This window comes from Streptomyces sp. NPDC048389 (assembly GCF_040706335.1).
Lineage (GTDB): Bacteria > Actinomycetota > Actinomycetes > Streptomycetales > Streptomycetaceae > Streptomyces.
This window is the reverse complement of the sequence record NZ_JBEZKP010000013.1, coordinates 98,573-112,150: the sequence shown is the minus strand read 5'-3', so window position 1 is coordinate 112,150 and position 13,578 is coordinate 98,573. Positions and strand designations below refer to the sequence as shown.

At 72.3% G+C, this 13,578-nt stretch carries 14 protein-coding genes; 6 read left to right on the top strand and 8 right to left on the bottom strand.

Annotation, left to right across the window (positions count from 1 at the left end):
* Window positions 1-4: 4 nt before the first annotated feature.
* Window positions 5-643, bottom strand: coding sequence for a TetR family transcriptional regulator (locus AB0903_RS12865; protein WP_366701935.1), 639 nt, complete (start codon window positions 641-643; stop codon window positions 5-7).
* A gap of 177 nt (window positions 644-820) precedes the next feature.
* On the opposite strand from AB0903_RS12865, the gene AB0903_RS12860 reads away from it, so the two are divergent.
* From AB0903_RS12860 to AB0903_RS12850, 3 genes are read left to right on the top strand one after another with little or no spacing between them, the layout of a single operon-like run.
* Window positions 821-2,146, top strand: coding sequence for a glycosyltransferase family 4 protein (locus AB0903_RS12860; protein WP_366701933.1), 1,326 nt, complete (start codon window positions 821-823; stop codon window positions 2,144-2,146).
* Between the two features lie 37 nt (window positions 2,147-2,183).
* A complete protein-coding gene (locus AB0903_RS12855) occupies window positions 2,184-2,927 on the top strand; it encodes a methyltransferase domain-containing protein (protein ID WP_366701931.1) in 744 nt (247 codons plus the stop codon).
* Entirely contained in the window at window positions 2,924-4,003 is a 1,080-nt protein-coding gene (locus AB0903_RS12850) for a prenyltransferase (RefSeq protein ID WP_366701929.1), read from the top strand. Before AB0903_RS12855 ends, AB0903_RS12850 begins: the two co-directional genes overlap by 4 nt.
* Window positions 4,004-4,260: 257 nt before the next feature.
* On the opposite strand, the gene AB0903_RS12845 is transcribed toward AB0903_RS12850, so the two are convergent.
* The 5 genes from AB0903_RS12845 to AB0903_RS12825 all read right to left on the bottom strand — a co-directional run bounded on the left by AB0903_RS12845 (window position 4,261) and on the right by AB0903_RS12825 (window position 8,380).
* A complete protein-coding gene (locus tag AB0903_RS12845; protein ID WP_366701927.1) occupies window positions 4,261-4,551 on the bottom strand; it encodes a hypothetical protein in 291 nt (96 codons plus the stop codon).
* A 52-nt stretch (window positions 4,552-4,603) separates the two neighbouring features.
* Entirely contained in the window at window positions 4,604-5,614 is a 1,011-nt protein-coding gene (locus AB0903_RS12840; protein WP_366701996.1) for an LLM class F420-dependent oxidoreductase, read from the bottom strand.
* Between the two features lie 134 nt (window positions 5,615-5,748).
* Entirely contained in the window at window positions 5,749-6,591 is an 843-nt protein-coding gene (locus AB0903_RS12835; RefSeq protein WP_366701925.1) for a hypothetical protein, read from the bottom strand.
* A gap of 148 nt (window positions 6,592-6,739) precedes the next feature.
* Complete coding sequence (locus AB0903_RS12830) at window positions 6,740-7,693, bottom strand: N-acetylmuramoyl-L-alanine amidase (protein ID WP_366701923.1); 954 nt, start codon at window positions 7,691-7,693, stop codon at window positions 6,740-6,742.
* A gap of 33 nt (window positions 7,694-7,726) precedes the next feature.
* Complete coding sequence (locus AB0903_RS12825) at window positions 7,727-8,380, bottom strand: class I SAM-dependent methyltransferase (RefSeq protein WP_366701921.1); 654 nt, start codon at window positions 8,378-8,380, stop codon at window positions 7,727-7,729.
* A 648-nt stretch (window positions 8,381-9,028) separates the two neighbouring features.
* On the opposite strand from AB0903_RS12825, the gene AB0903_RS12820 reads away from it, so the two are divergent.
* Window positions 9,029-10,234, top strand: a complete 1,206-nt coding sequence (locus tag AB0903_RS12820; RefSeq protein WP_366701919.1) for a beta-ketoacyl synthase N-terminal-like domain-containing protein — start codon at window positions 9,029-9,031, stop codon at window positions 10,232-10,234.
* 82 nt (window positions 10,235-10,316) lie between these two features.
* Here AB0903_RS12820 and AB0903_RS12815 read toward each other — a convergent pair whose 3' ends face one another.
* Window positions 10,317-10,727: a RidA family protein gene (locus AB0903_RS12815; RefSeq protein ID WP_366701917.1), complete on the bottom strand. Its 411-nt coding sequence runs from the start codon at window positions 10,725-10,727 to the stop codon at window positions 10,317-10,319.
* A 93-nt stretch (window positions 10,728-10,820) separates the two neighbouring features.
* Between AB0903_RS12815 and AB0903_RS12810 the strand changes: the two genes are divergently transcribed.
* Together AB0903_RS12810 and AB0903_RS12805 are read left to right on the top strand one after the other, a co-directional pair.
* Window positions 10,821-11,192, top strand: a complete 372-nt coding sequence (locus AB0903_RS12810; protein ID WP_366701915.1) for a helix-turn-helix domain-containing protein — start codon at window positions 10,821-10,823, stop codon at window positions 11,190-11,192.
* Window positions 11,193-11,443: 251 nt separating this feature from the next.
* A complete protein-coding gene (locus AB0903_RS12805; protein WP_366701913.1) occupies window positions 11,444-12,880 on the top strand; it encodes an MFS transporter in 1,437 nt (478 codons plus the stop codon).
* Window positions 12,881-12,897: 17 nt separating this feature from the next.
* Here AB0903_RS12805 and AB0903_RS12800 read toward each other — a convergent pair whose 3' ends face one another.
* Window positions 12,898-13,539 carry a response regulator transcription factor gene (locus tag AB0903_RS12800; RefSeq protein ID WP_366701911.1) on the bottom strand — a complete coding sequence of 214 codons (642 nt, stop codon included), beginning with the start codon at window positions 13,537-13,539 and terminating at the stop codon, window positions 12,898-12,900.
* Window positions 13,540-13,578 lie beyond the last annotated feature (39 nt).

Here is a 13,578-nt window from a genome sequence, read left to right as displayed (position 1 = left end):
CGGTTCACCGCCTGCGGGAGCCGCCTTCGGGGGGCGTCGGCTCCGTCAGTTCGATCAGACGGCAGACCGTCTCGATGTCGATCTTCACCTGGGCGATCGACGCCCGGCCCGAGAGCCAGGTGATCAGCGCCGAGTGCCAGGTGTGCTCGATCACCCGGACCGCCGACAGCTGCTCCGGCGTCGGGTCCTCGATGCCCATCGCGTCCAGGATGATCGCCGTCGTCTGCCGCGAGACCGTGTCCACCTCCGGGCTCACGCTGCGGTCCGCGAAGGTCAGCGCCCGCACCATCGCGTCCGCGAGGTGCGGCTCGCGCTGCAGCGCCCGGAAGGCGCGCATCAGTGTCTCCGCGACCCGGTCCGCGGCACTGTCGCCGCCCGGCGGGCGCTTGCGCAGCGTCGTGTGCATGTGCTGGAGCTGGTCCTGCATGGTCGCCACCAGCAGGTGGATCTTGGAGGGGAAGTAGCGGTACAGCGTGCCGAGCGCGACGCTCGACGACTCGGCGACCTCACGCATCTGCACCGCGTCGAATCCGCCCCGGCTCGCGAGCCGCGCGCTCGAGTGGAGAATGCGCCGACGGCGCGCCTCCTGCCGCTCCGTGAGGGGCGGCGTCGCGGGGATCACCGGCCCGCCTTCCGCTGTCATCAGTCCCGTAGTCCGTTCCTGCGCGCCCGCCGTGGCGGGAATCACCTGATCCGCCGGTCACAGTTGCGCTACCGCCCGGTAGATTCGAAGGTCCTTGAACGATCAAGTCTGTAACTTGTTCTAGATTAGCGCGACCGATTACGCTCCGCCGAAACGCAGCTGAGAAGGGGGCCACGGGTGACCGCAGAGGCCATGGAGGCCGGCCCTCGAGCGGGCACGTCCGGCGCGTCCGGCGGCGGTGGTGACACTCCGCTGCGGATCGCGCTCCTGACGTACAAAGGGAACCCGTTCTGCGGCGGCCAGGGCGTCTACGTGCGCCATCTGTCACGGGAGCTCGCCCGCCTCGGCCACCATGTCGAGGTGATCGGCGCCCAGCCCTACCCGGTCCTCGACGAGGGCGTGCCGCTCACCGAGCTGGCCAGCCTCGACCTGTACCGCAGCCCCGACCCGTTCCGCACGCCGAGGCGCGGCGAGTACCGCGACTGGGTCGACGCGATCGAGGTCGCCACCATGTGGACCGGCGGCTTTCCCGAGCCGCTGACGTTCTCGCTGCGTGCCCGCCGCCATCTGCGGGCCCGGCGCGGCGAGTTCGACGTCGTCCACGACAACCAGACCCTCGGCTACGGCCTCCTCGGCGACATCGGCGCGCCGCTGGTCACCACGATCCACCACCCCATCACCGTCGACCGCCAACTCGACCTGGAAGCCGCCGCCGACTGGAAGCGCCGCGCGTCCGTACGCCGCTGGTACGGCTTCACCCGGATGCAGAAGCGGGTCGCCCGCCGACTGCCGTCCGTGCTCACCGTCTCCGGCTCCTCGCAGCAGGAGATCGTCGACCACCTCGGCGTACGGCGCGAGCGGGTCCACGTCGTCCACATCGGCGCCGACACCGACCTCTTCTCGCCCGACCCGGCCGTCGCCGAAGTCCCCGGCCGGATCGTCACCACCTCCAGCGCCGACGTCCCCCTCAAGGGACTCGTCCACCTCGTCGAGGCGCTCGCCAAGCTCCGCACCGACAACCCGGACGCCCACCTCGTCGTCGTCGGCAAGCGCGCCGAGGACGGCCCGGTGGCGCAGCTGATCGAGCGCTACGGCCTCGCGGACGCGGTCGAGTTCGTCAAGGGCATCACCGACGCCGAACTGGTCGACCTGGTGCGCAGCGCCCAGATCGCCTGCGTACCGTCCCTCTACGAAGGCTTCTCGCTGCCCGCCGCCGAGGCCATGGCCACCGGCACCCCGCTGGTCGCCACCACCGGCGGCGCGATCCCCGAAGTCGCGGGCACCGACGGCGAGACCTGCCTGGCCGTGCCGCCCGGTGACGCGGAGGCGCTGGCCGCCGCGCTGCGCCGGCTCCTCGGCGACGCCGGTCTGCGGGCCCGCCTCGGCGACGCGGGCCGGGCCAGGGTGCTGGCGCGCTTCACCTGGAAGCAGGCCGCCATCGGCACCGCCGAGCGCTACCGAGAGGCCATCGCGGCGTCCCCCGCCGCGATCCGTGCCTCCTGAAACCCCTCCGCCCCCGCCCCCAGGAAGGCAGACCCCCGTGCTGACCGTCGACTTCTCCCGCTTCCCGCTCGCCCCGGGCGACCGTGTGCTCGATCTGGGCTGCGGCGCCGGCCGGCACGCGTTCGAGTGCTACCGGCGCGGTGCCCGGGTCGTGGCCCTGGACCAGAACGGTGAGGAGATCCGCGAGGTCGCCAAGTGGTTCGCCGCGATGAAGGAGGCCGGTGAGGCACCGGCGGGTGCGACGGCCACCGCGATGGAGGGCGACGCGCTCAACCTGCCCTTCCCCGACGAGTCGTTCGACGTCGTCATCATCTCCGAGGTGATGGAGCACATCCCCGACGACAAGGGCGTCCTCGCCGAGATGGTCCGCGTGCTGCGGCCCGGCGGCCGTATCGCCGTCACCGTCCCGCGCTACGGCCCCGAGAAGGTCTGCTGGGCGCTCAGCGACGCGTACCACGAGGTCGAGGGCGGCCACATCCGCATCTACCGGGCCGACGAACTGCTCGCCAGGATGAGGCAGGCGGGCCTGCGTCCCTACGGCACCCACCACGCGCACGCGCTGCACTCGCCGTACTGGTGGCTCAAGTGCGCCTTCGGCGTCGACAACGACAAGGCGCTGCCGGTGAAGGCGTACCACAAGCTCCTGGTCTGGGACATCATGAAGAAACCACTGGCCACCCGGATCGCCGAGCAGGCGCTGAACCCGCTGATCGGCAAGAGCTTCGTGGCGTACGCGACCAAGCCCCACCTTCCCTCCGACGCCGTGGACGCCGCCAAGTGACCTTGCCGGGACGTACAGAGCACCTTGTCCTCCCCGGGGTCCTGAGCGCCGAGCAGGCCGCGGAGACCGTCGCCGGGATACTCGCCGCGCAGCGCGCCGACGGCGCGATCCCCTGGTTCCGGGGCCACCATCTCGACCCCTGGGACCACACCGAAGCCGCCATGGCCCTCGACGCCGCCGGCGAGCACGACGCGGCGGTCCGCGCCTACGAGTGGCTCGCCAGACACCAGAACGGCGACGGCTCCTGGTACGCCGCCTACCACGACGGCGACGCGGACGCCGTGACCGACCACGGCCGCGAGACCAACTTCTGCGCCTACGTCGCGGTCGGCGTCTGGCACCACTACCTCGCCACCGGCGACGAGGCATTCCTCGACCGGATGTGGCCCGTCGTCTACGCGGCGATCGAGTTCGTCCTCGCGCTGCAGCAGCCCGGCGGGCAGATCGGCTGGAAGCGTGAGCAGGACGGCACGGCGGTCGACGACGCGCTGCTGACCGGGAGTTCCTCCATCCACCACGCGCTGCGCTGCGCGCTGGCGGTGGCCGAGGAACGCGAGGAGCCGCAGCCGGACTGGGAACTCGCCGCGGGTGCGCTGGCGCACGCGGTCCGCCACCACCCGGAGCGCTTCCTCGACAAGGACCGCTACTCCATGGACTGGTACTACCCGGTCCTGGGCGGCGCGGTGACCGGTGTCGAGGCCAAGGAGCGCATCGAGTCACGCTGGGACGAGTTCGTGGTGCCGGGCCTCGGGGTGCGGTGCGTGCTGCCGAACCCGTGGGTCACGGGCGGCGAGAGCTGCGAACTGGCGCTCGCGCTCTGGGCGATGGGCGAGTCCGACCGCGCGCTGGAGATCCTCCAGTCGGTCCAGCACCTGCGCGCCGACGGCGGCCTGTACTGGACGGGCTACGTCTTCGAGGGCGAGCGCGCGGTGTGGCCGGAAGAACTGACCACGTGGACGGCGGGCTCGCTGCTGCTGGCGGTGGCGGCGCTGGGCGGCGACGAGGCGACGGTGGCGGTGTTCGGTGGCGAGCGCCTGCCGAGGGGGTTGGCGCCGGACCGCTGCGGGGCCCCCTGACGCGGGCGGGCGCGCGGCGGGGGCGGGCGTGTCCGCTGCGCGGGGGCTGTTCCCCTACCCGCCCCTTCCCGAACCGGGCTCCGCCCGGACCCGTACCGCGCTTCGCGCGGTGTTCTCATATCGCCGGACGGGCATTTCCAGCCCCGCCGGCGTTTGAGGCGCGGGGGTCCGGGGGCGGAGCCCCCGGTTACGGGAAGGGGCGGGGAGGGGACAAGCCCCGCGCAGCGGCCACACCGCCCGGCCCCGCCGCACCCGCGTCAGCGGCGCCGCAGCGCCCTCGCCCCCGCGTGTCCCAGGAACAGGTAGACGAGCGCCGCCAGACCGTAGCCCGACACGACCCGCGCCCACTCCTCGTCGAACGTGAACAGGTCGTGCGACCAGCCCGCCAGCCACCGTGCCGCCCCGCGGACGAACTCCACGAGGTCGTTCGCACGGTTGGCGTCCAGCAGGTACATCAGGATCCACAGCCCGATGACGAAGGCGATGACGTCCGCGACGGCGGCGATGACCCTCGCCGCGGTGGTGGTGGTGCTCGCGCGTGTTGTCATGTACGGCGTATTGCCGCTTGTGCGTGTATGAAACCCCCAAGGTTCTGCCGCGCTAGGCGTTCAGCTCGGCCAGCACCCGCAGCGTGTGCGGGTCGGGCGCGGTGACCAGCAGGTCCGTCACCGGCCCTGTCCGCCACATCTCCAGGCGTTCCGCGATGCGTTCCCGCGGCCCGACGAGCGAGATCTCGTCCGCGAAGTCGTCCGGCACGGCGCGTACGGCCTCCTCCCGGCGGCCCGCGAGGAACAGTTCCTGGATCCGCCGGGCCGCTTCCTCGAAGCCCATCCGGGCCATCAGTTCGGCGTGGAAGTTGCGGGCCGCGTGGCCCATGCCGCCGATGTAGAAGCCGAGCATCGCCTTCACCGGCAGCAGCCCCTCCGCGATGTCGTCGCAGACCCGCGCCCGGGCCATCGGCGCGACCATGAAGCCCTTCGGGAGGTCCGCGAGGGACGGCTCGTACACGTCGGTCCGCAGCGGGGACCAGTACAGCGGGAGCCAGCCGTCGGCGATACGGGTCGTCTGCGCGATGTTCTTCGGCCCCTCCGCGCCGAGGAGGAGCGGCAGGTCGGCCCGGAGCGGGTGCGTGATGGGCTTGAGCGGCTTACCGGTGCCGCTGCCGTCGTCACCCGCGTACGGGTGGGAGTGGAAGCGCCCCGCCAGCTCCACCGGCCCCTTGCGGGCCATGACCTGGCGGACGACGTCGACGTACTCGCGCGTCGCGGTGAGCGGGCTCTTCGGAAACGGGCGGCCGTACCAGCCCTCCACCACCTGCGGCCCGGACAGCCCGAGGCCCAGCATCATCCGGCCGCCGGAGAGGTGGTCCAGGGTGAGCGCGTGCATCGCCGTGGCCGTCGGCGTGCGCGCGGCCATCTGTGCCACCGCCGTGCCCAGTCGGATGCGGGACGTGTGCGCCGCGATCCAGGTGAGCGGGGTGAAGGCATCCGATCCCCACGCCTCCGCCGTCCACACCGAGTCGTAGCCCAGCCGTTCGGCCTCGCGGGCCAGTTCGAGGTGGCCGGGGTCGGGGCCGCGGCCCCAGTAGCCGAGGGCGAGTCCGAGTCGCACGTGTGCCGCCTCCCCGCGGGGTCTCACCATCAGGCTTCCCTGGCGTGCTTCCCCATCTACTGACGGGGCGTCAGGGTACGGCAGCGGCCCCCCGCCCGGAAGAGCGAGGGGCCGTGCGGTGTACGGGGGCGGGGTCAGCCGCGCTGGATGCCCGTGGTGTCCTGCAGGACGCCACGACGTCCGTCCTGCGTCTGGGCCACCAGGCCCGGACCGCGCTGCTCGACCGCCAAATACCAGGTGCCGGGCGCCAGTTCGGCGATCGGCGTCGGCGAACCGTCCTCGCCGTACAGCGGGCGGGCCACCGGCACGGCGAACCAGAACGGGGCGAAGTCCGACAGCGCACCGCCCTGCGAGGCGTCCGCCGGAGCCGCGGCGGCGGCCTGCCGGCCGGCGTCCTGCGGCTGCGGGGCGCCCTGCTGGGCACCGTAGGGCTGCGGCTGGCCCGGCTGGCCGCCGTACGGCAGCTGCTGGGCGCCCGCGCCCGGGTAGCCGTAACCGCCCTGCGGCTGGGGCTGCATGCCGTACGGCTGCTGACCGGCGGCCGGGGCGGGGCTCGGGGCGCCGACGAGCGGGGCCTTGAGCGCCGGGACCAGGGGGGTGGCGATGGCGCCGCCCGCGAGGACGATGGTGCTGAGCAGGCCGAGGACGGCTCCCGCGCCCGCGCTGTTCAGCTCGATGATGGTCCAGAACATCGTCCACAGCGAGAAGATGGTGAGGGCGACGCCGAACTGGCCGATCTCCATGCCGATGACCTTGCGGCCCGGCATGGCACGGCTGAGCACCAACAGGCCGGCCCCGACGATGCCGGCGATGTAGATGGACATCACCGTGCCCAGGTTGTCCCAGGCGTTCGGTGTGGAGCACTCGATGTTGCTGGGGCAGTCGATACTGAAGAAGCTGAGGAACGAGGCGATGAACAGCACCACCGCTGCTCCGATCACCACGCCGTCGCCTCGAGTGAGGGAGCGGATGTTCACGTAAGAATCCTTCGTCGTCGTCTCATCATCGGGGCGGTCTGCGCCGCCGCCTGTCGGCGGTCGCGCTGACGCGGAGCACGGGGGTGACTCCCCATCGTAGAGGTGAATCTATCGTCTGCCGGTTCCGGACGTCCGCCCGGTATCGCACTCACCGTGTCAGGTAGCTGCTGATGCCGTCCGCCAATCCCTGGGCTGCCTTCTGCCGCCAGCTCGGGTCGGTGAGCAGAGCGACGTCCTCAGGATCCCGCATGTTGCCGCATTCGATGAAGACTTTGGGCACGGTCGAAAGGTTGAGTCCACCCAGATCGCCGCGCACGTCGAGGCCGGTGCCGCCGCCCACGTAGTTGGAAGGGGAGCTTCCGGTGGCGCGCAGGAATTTGCCGGCGATCCGCTCGCCCAGTTCGCGCGACGGGCCCACGATCTTTGAAGTGTCGGCCGCGCCCGCTTTTACCCGATCGGGGAGGATCACATGGAACCCGCGGTTGCCGACCGCAGAGCCGTCCGCGTGGACGGAGACGACCGCGTCGGCCTTTGCTTCGTTGCCGAATCGTGCCCGTTCGTCGATGCACGGGCCGAACGGACGATCGGCGTCGTGGGTGAATTCGACCTGCGCGCCCTGCTCTTCGAGCAGTGTGCGCAGGCGTCGTGAAACGTCGAGGGTGAATTCGGCTTCCCGGTATCCGGCGTCGGTCGCCGTGCCCGTCGTGTCACATTCCTTGCGCTTGGTGCCGATGTCCACCTGCCGGTTGATCTCGCGGGTGTGCGAGAAGTTCCCGGGGTTGTGACCCGGGTCCACGACGACGACCCTGCCCGCGAGCGGGCCCGTCGCCTTCGTCGGGGACTTCGCGGGGGCGGGGGAGGGAGTGGGCGGCGCGAGTGTCGGTGACGGCGTGGGGGTCGGGGAGCTGCCCGGCTTGGCCGCTGTCGTGGCGGACCCGACGGGGGCGCGGCCACCGGAGCCGTCCGCCTGCCAGGCCAGCCAGCCGCCCAGGCCGCCCACGGTCAGCGCCGCGGCCGTGACGACGATGACGGGACCGCGCCGGAGACGGCGCGGCCGGGGCTCGTGATGCCAGTTGTCACGGTGGTTCTCGTCGTACGACACGGTCGCGATGCTAGCGGGCGGTTGCCCGGGTGCTCAGATGCCGGGCCCCGTGCGTCGCAGGACGCGGAGGGAGTCGGTGGCCGACACCTCGGTGAACGCCCCGGACGCCAGGGCCCGCAGATAGATGCGGTACGGCGCCTGGCCGGTCCACTCGTCGACCGGGTCGGGGAAGACGTCGTGGATCGCCAGCAGACCGTCCGGGGCGACATGAGGGGCCCAGCCCTCGTAGTCGTTCGCCGCGTGCTCGTCGGTGTGGCCGCCGTCGATGAAGACCAGTCCGGCCGGCCCGCACCACACCTTCGCCACCTGCGGGGACCGCCCCACGATCGCGACGACGTGGTCCTCGAGGCCCGCCCTGTGCAGGGTGCGGCGGAAGGCGGGAAGCGTGTCCATGAGCCCGATCTCGGGGTCCACCGTCTCCGGGTCGTGGTAGTCCCAGCCGGGCTGCTGCTCCTCACTGCCCCGGTGGTGGTCCACGGTCACGGCGACCGTCCCCGCAGCGCGGGCCGCGTCCGCCAGCAGGATCGTCGAGCGCCCGCAGTACGTCCCCACCTCCAGCAGCGGCAGCCCGAGCGCACCCGCCTCGGCGGCGGCGGCGTACAGGGCGAGGCCCTCCTCCACGGGCATGAAGCCCTTGGCGGCCTCGAAGGCGGCGAGGATCTCCGGCTCGGGGGTGGCGGCGGGCATCGGTTCCTCCGGGGAAGGGGCGTGCGTGCGCTGGACGGGGGGTGTACGGATGGGGAGGCCATCGTGCCCTACGCGCCGTTGGCTCCGGCGGGCACCACCCCACCGCGTGTGCGGCGGTCGCCTCCGTGGCGGCCGGAGGCCGGCTCCGACGGCCCGCCCCGCGGGCCTCGTGGCGCCGGCACGCAGAGCGAAGACGACGAGGAGGACCGCGACGCCATGACCCGCGTGGTCGTCGACGCGGCGGAGGGCGTCACGCGCGTGCCGGGCTGCTCCGCCGGGTGCCGGGTGTCGGGTGCTGGTCTGCCGTGTGTCGGGTGCCGCGGGTTGGTCCGCCGTGTGTCGGATACCGCGGGTTGGTCTGCCGTGTGCCGGGTGCCGCGGGCTGGTCTGCCGTGTGTCGGGTGCCGGAGACATCGCCGGCCCTGCCCGGTGCGACGAAGTGAAGCCGGACGCCCTACTGCGGGCGGAGACGCCTCGACCCTGCCGAGCGCGCATGCGGACTTCGTCTGCGACCCGCTGCCCGCCTGGCCGAGGCGGAGCCGGAACGCATCGGCTGCGCCATGCGTGAAACGGGTTCCGTCGGATTGAAACGTGTTCTACTCTGTCGCCCGTTCCCGGCCTGTCCGCGAGACGGAAGGAGTGCCGGAGATGAAGGCGTACATCGTCGGCGTCGGCACCACCAAGTTCGAGAAGCCGGAAACCGGCGACCGGCAGTACTGGGACATGGCGCGGGAGGCCGGCGCCGCCGCGCTCGCCGACACCGGCGTCGCGTACGGGCAGGTCGACCAGGTGGCCGTCGGATACTGCTTCCAGCAGTCAACCGCCGGGCAGCGGGCCGCGTACGAACTCGGGCTCACCGGGGTGCCCGTCTACAACGTCAACAACAACTGCGCCACCGGCGCGACCGCGCTGATGCTGGCCCGGCAGTTCGTCGAGGGCGGCGCCGGCGACTGCGTACTGGCCCTCGGCTTCGAGAAGATGACCCGCGGCGCACTCGGCGGCGGGGCGGGGCAGGGGGACTTCGCGGCCTCGCCCGTCGCCCGCCACTACGGCGTCATGGCCGCCCGGCACGGCTTCGCGCAGTCCCCGCCCACCGCGCAGATCTTCGGCAACGCGGCCCGCGAGCACATGGAGCGGTACGGGACGACCGTCGCGCAGCTCGCCGCCGTCGCGGCCAAGAACCACCGGCACTCGGCCGGCAACCCCGACGCCCAGTTCCAGGACGTGTACTCCGTCGACGAGATACTCGCCGCCAAACCGGTCCATCCGCCGCTGACCAGGCTCCAGTGCTCACCGACCTCCGACGGCGCGGCCGCCGCCCTCGTCGTCTCCGAACGCTTCGTCGTCCGGCACGGCCTGCACGACAAGGCGGTCGAGATCGCCGCCCAGGCGATGACCACCGACACCGAGGAGTCCTTCGCCTCCGGCTCGTGCATCGACGTCGTCGGCAGGCCGATGTCCCGTGCCGCGGCGCTGGCGGCGTACGAGAAGTCGGGGCTCGGCATCGAGGACGTGGACGTCGTCGAGCTGCACGACTGCTTCTCCGTCAACGAGTTGCTGACCTATGAGGCGCTCGGCATGTGCCCGGACGGGGAGTCCGGCAAGCTCGTCGAGAGCGGCGCCACGACGTACGGCGGGCGGTGGGTGGTCAACCCGTCAGGCGGCCTCATCTCCAAGGGGCATCCGCTCGGCGCCACCGGGCTCGCGCAGGCCGCAGAACTGGTGCGGCAGCTGCGCGGAGAGGCCGGAGCGCGGCAGGTCGAGGGCGCCCGCACCGGCCTCGCTCACAACATCGGGCTGGGCGGCGCGGCGGTGGTCACACTGCTGCGGCGGTCCTCGTCCCCCTGCCGGTGACTCGGAGGCCGCCCGGTTGCCCGAGTACGGCGCCCGGGGTGGCGACCGCAGGGAGGCGAGGCCGGAAGGCATGCCTCAAGGGTCAGTCCAGCAGTGCGGTTGCTTCGACTTCTACGAGCACATCCCGCTCGAAGAGGTACTCGACACCGATCAGGGAGGCCGGCGGCATGGGGAGCTGGAGCCCGATCTCGTCGGCGACGGCCTCCACACCGGCCATGAGGTCGCCGATCTTCTCCGGGCTCCACCGGGTCACGTAGAACGTCAGGCGCAGCACGTCTGCGAACGACGCGCCCGCGCCCGCCAGCCCGACAGAGGTGTTGCGCAGTGCCTGGGCGACCTGCCCGGCCAGGTCGCCGGGTGCGACCGGAGACCCATCGGCCCGGCGTGCGACCTGACCGCTGACGTGGACATGTGTCGTGCCGGTGCCGACGGCCACGTGGTGATACGGAGCCGGTTGCAGCATGCCTTCCGGCGTGAAGTGCTGGACGGTCATCGGTGTTCTCCCTCTGAGCCGGGTATCCGGTGAACCAGGTATCCGTAAGCTACTTAATGGAAAAAGGACACTTCAACGAGACCAGGTTTCCCCATGGATACCGAGGACGAATTCCTCATCGGCCCTCCGCATCGCGAACTGCTCGACCAGGTCCTCGACAAGTGGTCGCTGAGCGTTCTCGGCGAACTGTGCGAACGCCCGTGCCGCTTCAACGAGTTGCGCCGAGTCATCCCGCAGGTCACACAGAAGTCGCTGACCGCGACACTTCGGCGACTCGAGCGAAACGGCGTGGTCGAGCGCGAGGTCGCCTCCACCCGCCCGGTGGCGATCAGGTATCGGATCACGCCACTCGGCAAGACCCTGCGGCCTCCCGTCGACGTGTTGCTGGCGTGGGCCTCGGAGAACATGCCCGCCATCGCACGCGCCCGTGAAGCCTTCGACACACGGGAAGAAGCGAGCCGCTGAGTCTTCCCCGCCCGACCGGCCCGGGGGCGGCCCCTTTTCGCGTGCCCGGAGCCGGCGTCGGCGCCCCGACCGCGATCCGGCCCGGCGACCGCTCACCCGCATGCGCCCTGACCTGCCCCACCCTCACTACACGGAAGACGGAGAGGCGCAGCCGCCCCAAGTCACCGGCACGGGACCCAGGACCGCAGGCCGCGGCGGCTCCTCCGAAATCCTCATGTACGGACCGCCCGGCGGCTGCGACCATGACACGCATGGTCCGTCCCGCATCGAAGACACACGAGCCCGTCCGGCCCGCTCCCGCCACGCCGTCCCCGCGCACGTGGGCGGTGATCGCCGCCGCGTGCGCCGGCCAGTTCCTCGTCGTGCTCGACGTGTCGGTCGTCAATGTGGCGCTGCCGTCGATGCGTGCGGACCTGGCGCTGTCCCCGGCCGGGCTGCAGTGGGTGCTCAACGCGTACTCGATCGCGTTCGCCGGCTTCATGCTCCTCGGCGGCCGGGCGGCCGACATGTTCGGCCGCAAGCTGATGTTCCTGGCCGGGCTGAGCCTGTTCACCGCCGCGTCCGTCGCCGGCGGACTGGCGCAGGAGGGCTGGCAGTTGCTGGCCGCCCGCGGAGTGCAGGGGCTGGGCGCCGCCGTGCTGGCGCCCGCCACGCTGACCATCATCACCGCGGCCGTGCCGCCGGGCCCCGCCCGTACCCGGGCGATCGCCACCTGGGCGGCAGTCGGCGCGGCGGGAGGCGCGGCCGGCGGGCTGGTCGGCGGCGTGCTGACCGACCTGCTGTCCTGGCGCTGGGTGCTTTTGATCAACGTGCCCGTCGGGGCGCTGGTGCTGGCGGTCGCCGCCGTGTGGCTGACCGAGAGCCGGACCGGCGGGAGCCGCAGGCTGGACCTGCCCGGCGCGGTCCTGGTGACCGGCGGCCTGGCGGCCGTCGCGTACGGCATCGTGCAGACGGAGGAGTCGGGCTGGGGGGAGACGGCGACCCTGTTGCCGCTGCTCGGCGGGCTCGTGCTGCTCGGTGCGTTCCTGGCGGTGGAGGCCCGGGCGAAGGCCCCGCTCATGCCGCTGAAGGTGTTCCGCTCGCGGGCGGTCTCGGCCGCCAACGTGGCCATGCTGGTGACCGGTTCGGCCTCGTTCGCCATGTGGTTCTTCATGACCGTCTACGCCCAGAACGTGCTCGGCTATACGCCTCTCGAGGCCGGGCTCGCCCTCATCCCCAGCTCGGTCAGCATCGTCGTCGGCTCCAAGCTCGCGCCGCCGCTGATGGCCAGGGCGGGCGCACGCAACGTCGCCGCCCTCGGAGCGCTGATCGCGGCGACCGGCTTCGGCTGGCAGTCGACGATGGACGCCCACGGCGCGTACCTGACCTCCATCGCGGGCCCCGGTGTGCTGATGATGGCCGGCATCGGCCTGGTCGCCACCCCGCTCGCCTCCCTCGCGACCTCCGGTGCGGCCCCCGAGGACGCCGGCCTGGTCTCCGGCCTGATCAACACCTCCCGGACGATGGGCGGCGCGCTGGGCCTGGCGGTCCTCACCACGGTCGCGGCCGCCCGCTCCGGCGGCGCCACCGACGCCGAGTCGCTGACGGCCGGTTACGCGATGGCGTTCCGTACGGGCACGGGGGTGCTGCTGGCGGCGGCGGTGCTCATGCTGCTGTGGCTGCCCCGGCCGACGGCGGACCGGGCGTAGGGCCGCCTCGTCGGCGGCTACAGCCAGCCCTGCTGACGGGCCGCCCGCATCGCCTCCATGCGGTTGCGGGTGCCCGTCTTGCCGATCGCCGACGACAGACGGTTCCGTACGGTCGGCTCCGGCTGACGCAGCGCCACCGCGATGTCGGCCACCGTGGCCCCGCCCACCGACGCGTTCAGCACGTCCCGCTCCCCGGCGGTGAGCGGGTTGGGACCGGCGCCGAGCGCGGCCGCCGCCAGCGCCGGGTCGACGACCGTCTCGCCGGTCAGCACCCGCCGGATCGCCTGCGCCAGTTCCTCCACCGGCCCGTCCTTGACGAGAAAGCCCGCCGCCCCCGCCTCCATGGCCCGTCGAAGATGGCCCGGACGGCCGAAGGTGGTGAGGATCAGCACCCGGCAGTCCGGGACCTCCCGGGCCAGGTCCGCGGCGGCGTCCAGGCCGCTGCGGACCGGCAGCTCGACGTCCAGCAGGGCCACGTCCGGCCGGTACGTGAGCGCCGCGTGCACGACGGCGTCGCCGCGCCCCACCTGGGCGACGACGTCGAGGTCCGGCTCCATTCGCAGCAGCAGCGCGAGCGCGCCGCGCGCCATGCCGTGGTCCTCCGCGATCAGCACCCGTACCGACCTGGTGGGCCTGTACGCGGGGGGCATCTCGTCCATGGGCTCAGGCTACGACCGGACCGGCGGTTCGGCGCTCGC

Excerpts from the sequence above, each read along its gene's own strand:
- AB0903_RS12865 (WP_366701935.1), bottom strand. The coding sequence starts at position 643 with ATGACAGCGGAAGGCGGGCCGGTGATCCCCGCGACGCCGCCCCTCACG.
- AB0903_RS12845 (WP_366701927.1), bottom strand. The coding sequence starts at position 4,551 with ATGACAACACGCGCGAGCACCACCACCACCGCGGCGAGGGTCATCGCC.
- AB0903_RS12825 (WP_366701921.1), bottom strand. The coding sequence starts at position 8,380 with ATGCCCGCCGCCACCCCCGAGCCGGAGATCCTCGCCGCCTTCGAGGCC.
- AB0903_RS12820 (WP_366701919.1), top strand. The coding sequence starts at position 9,029 with ATGAAGGCGTACATCGTCGGCGTCGGCACCACCAAGTTCGAGAAGCCG.
- AB0903_RS12815 (WP_366701917.1), bottom strand. The coding sequence starts at position 10,727 with ATGACCGTCCAGCACTTCACGCCGGAAGGCATGCTGCAACCGGCTCCG.
- AB0903_RS12810 (WP_366701915.1), top strand. The coding sequence starts at position 10,821 with ATGGATACCGAGGACGAATTCCTCATCGGCCCTCCGCATCGCGAACTG.
- AB0903_RS12805 (WP_366701913.1), top strand. The coding sequence starts at position 11,444 with ATGGTCCGTCCCGCATCGAAGACACACGAGCCCGTCCGGCCCGCTCCC.
- AB0903_RS12800 (WP_366701911.1), bottom strand. The coding sequence starts at position 13,539 with ATGGACGAGATGCCCCCCGCGTACAGGCCCACCAGGTCGGTACGGGTG.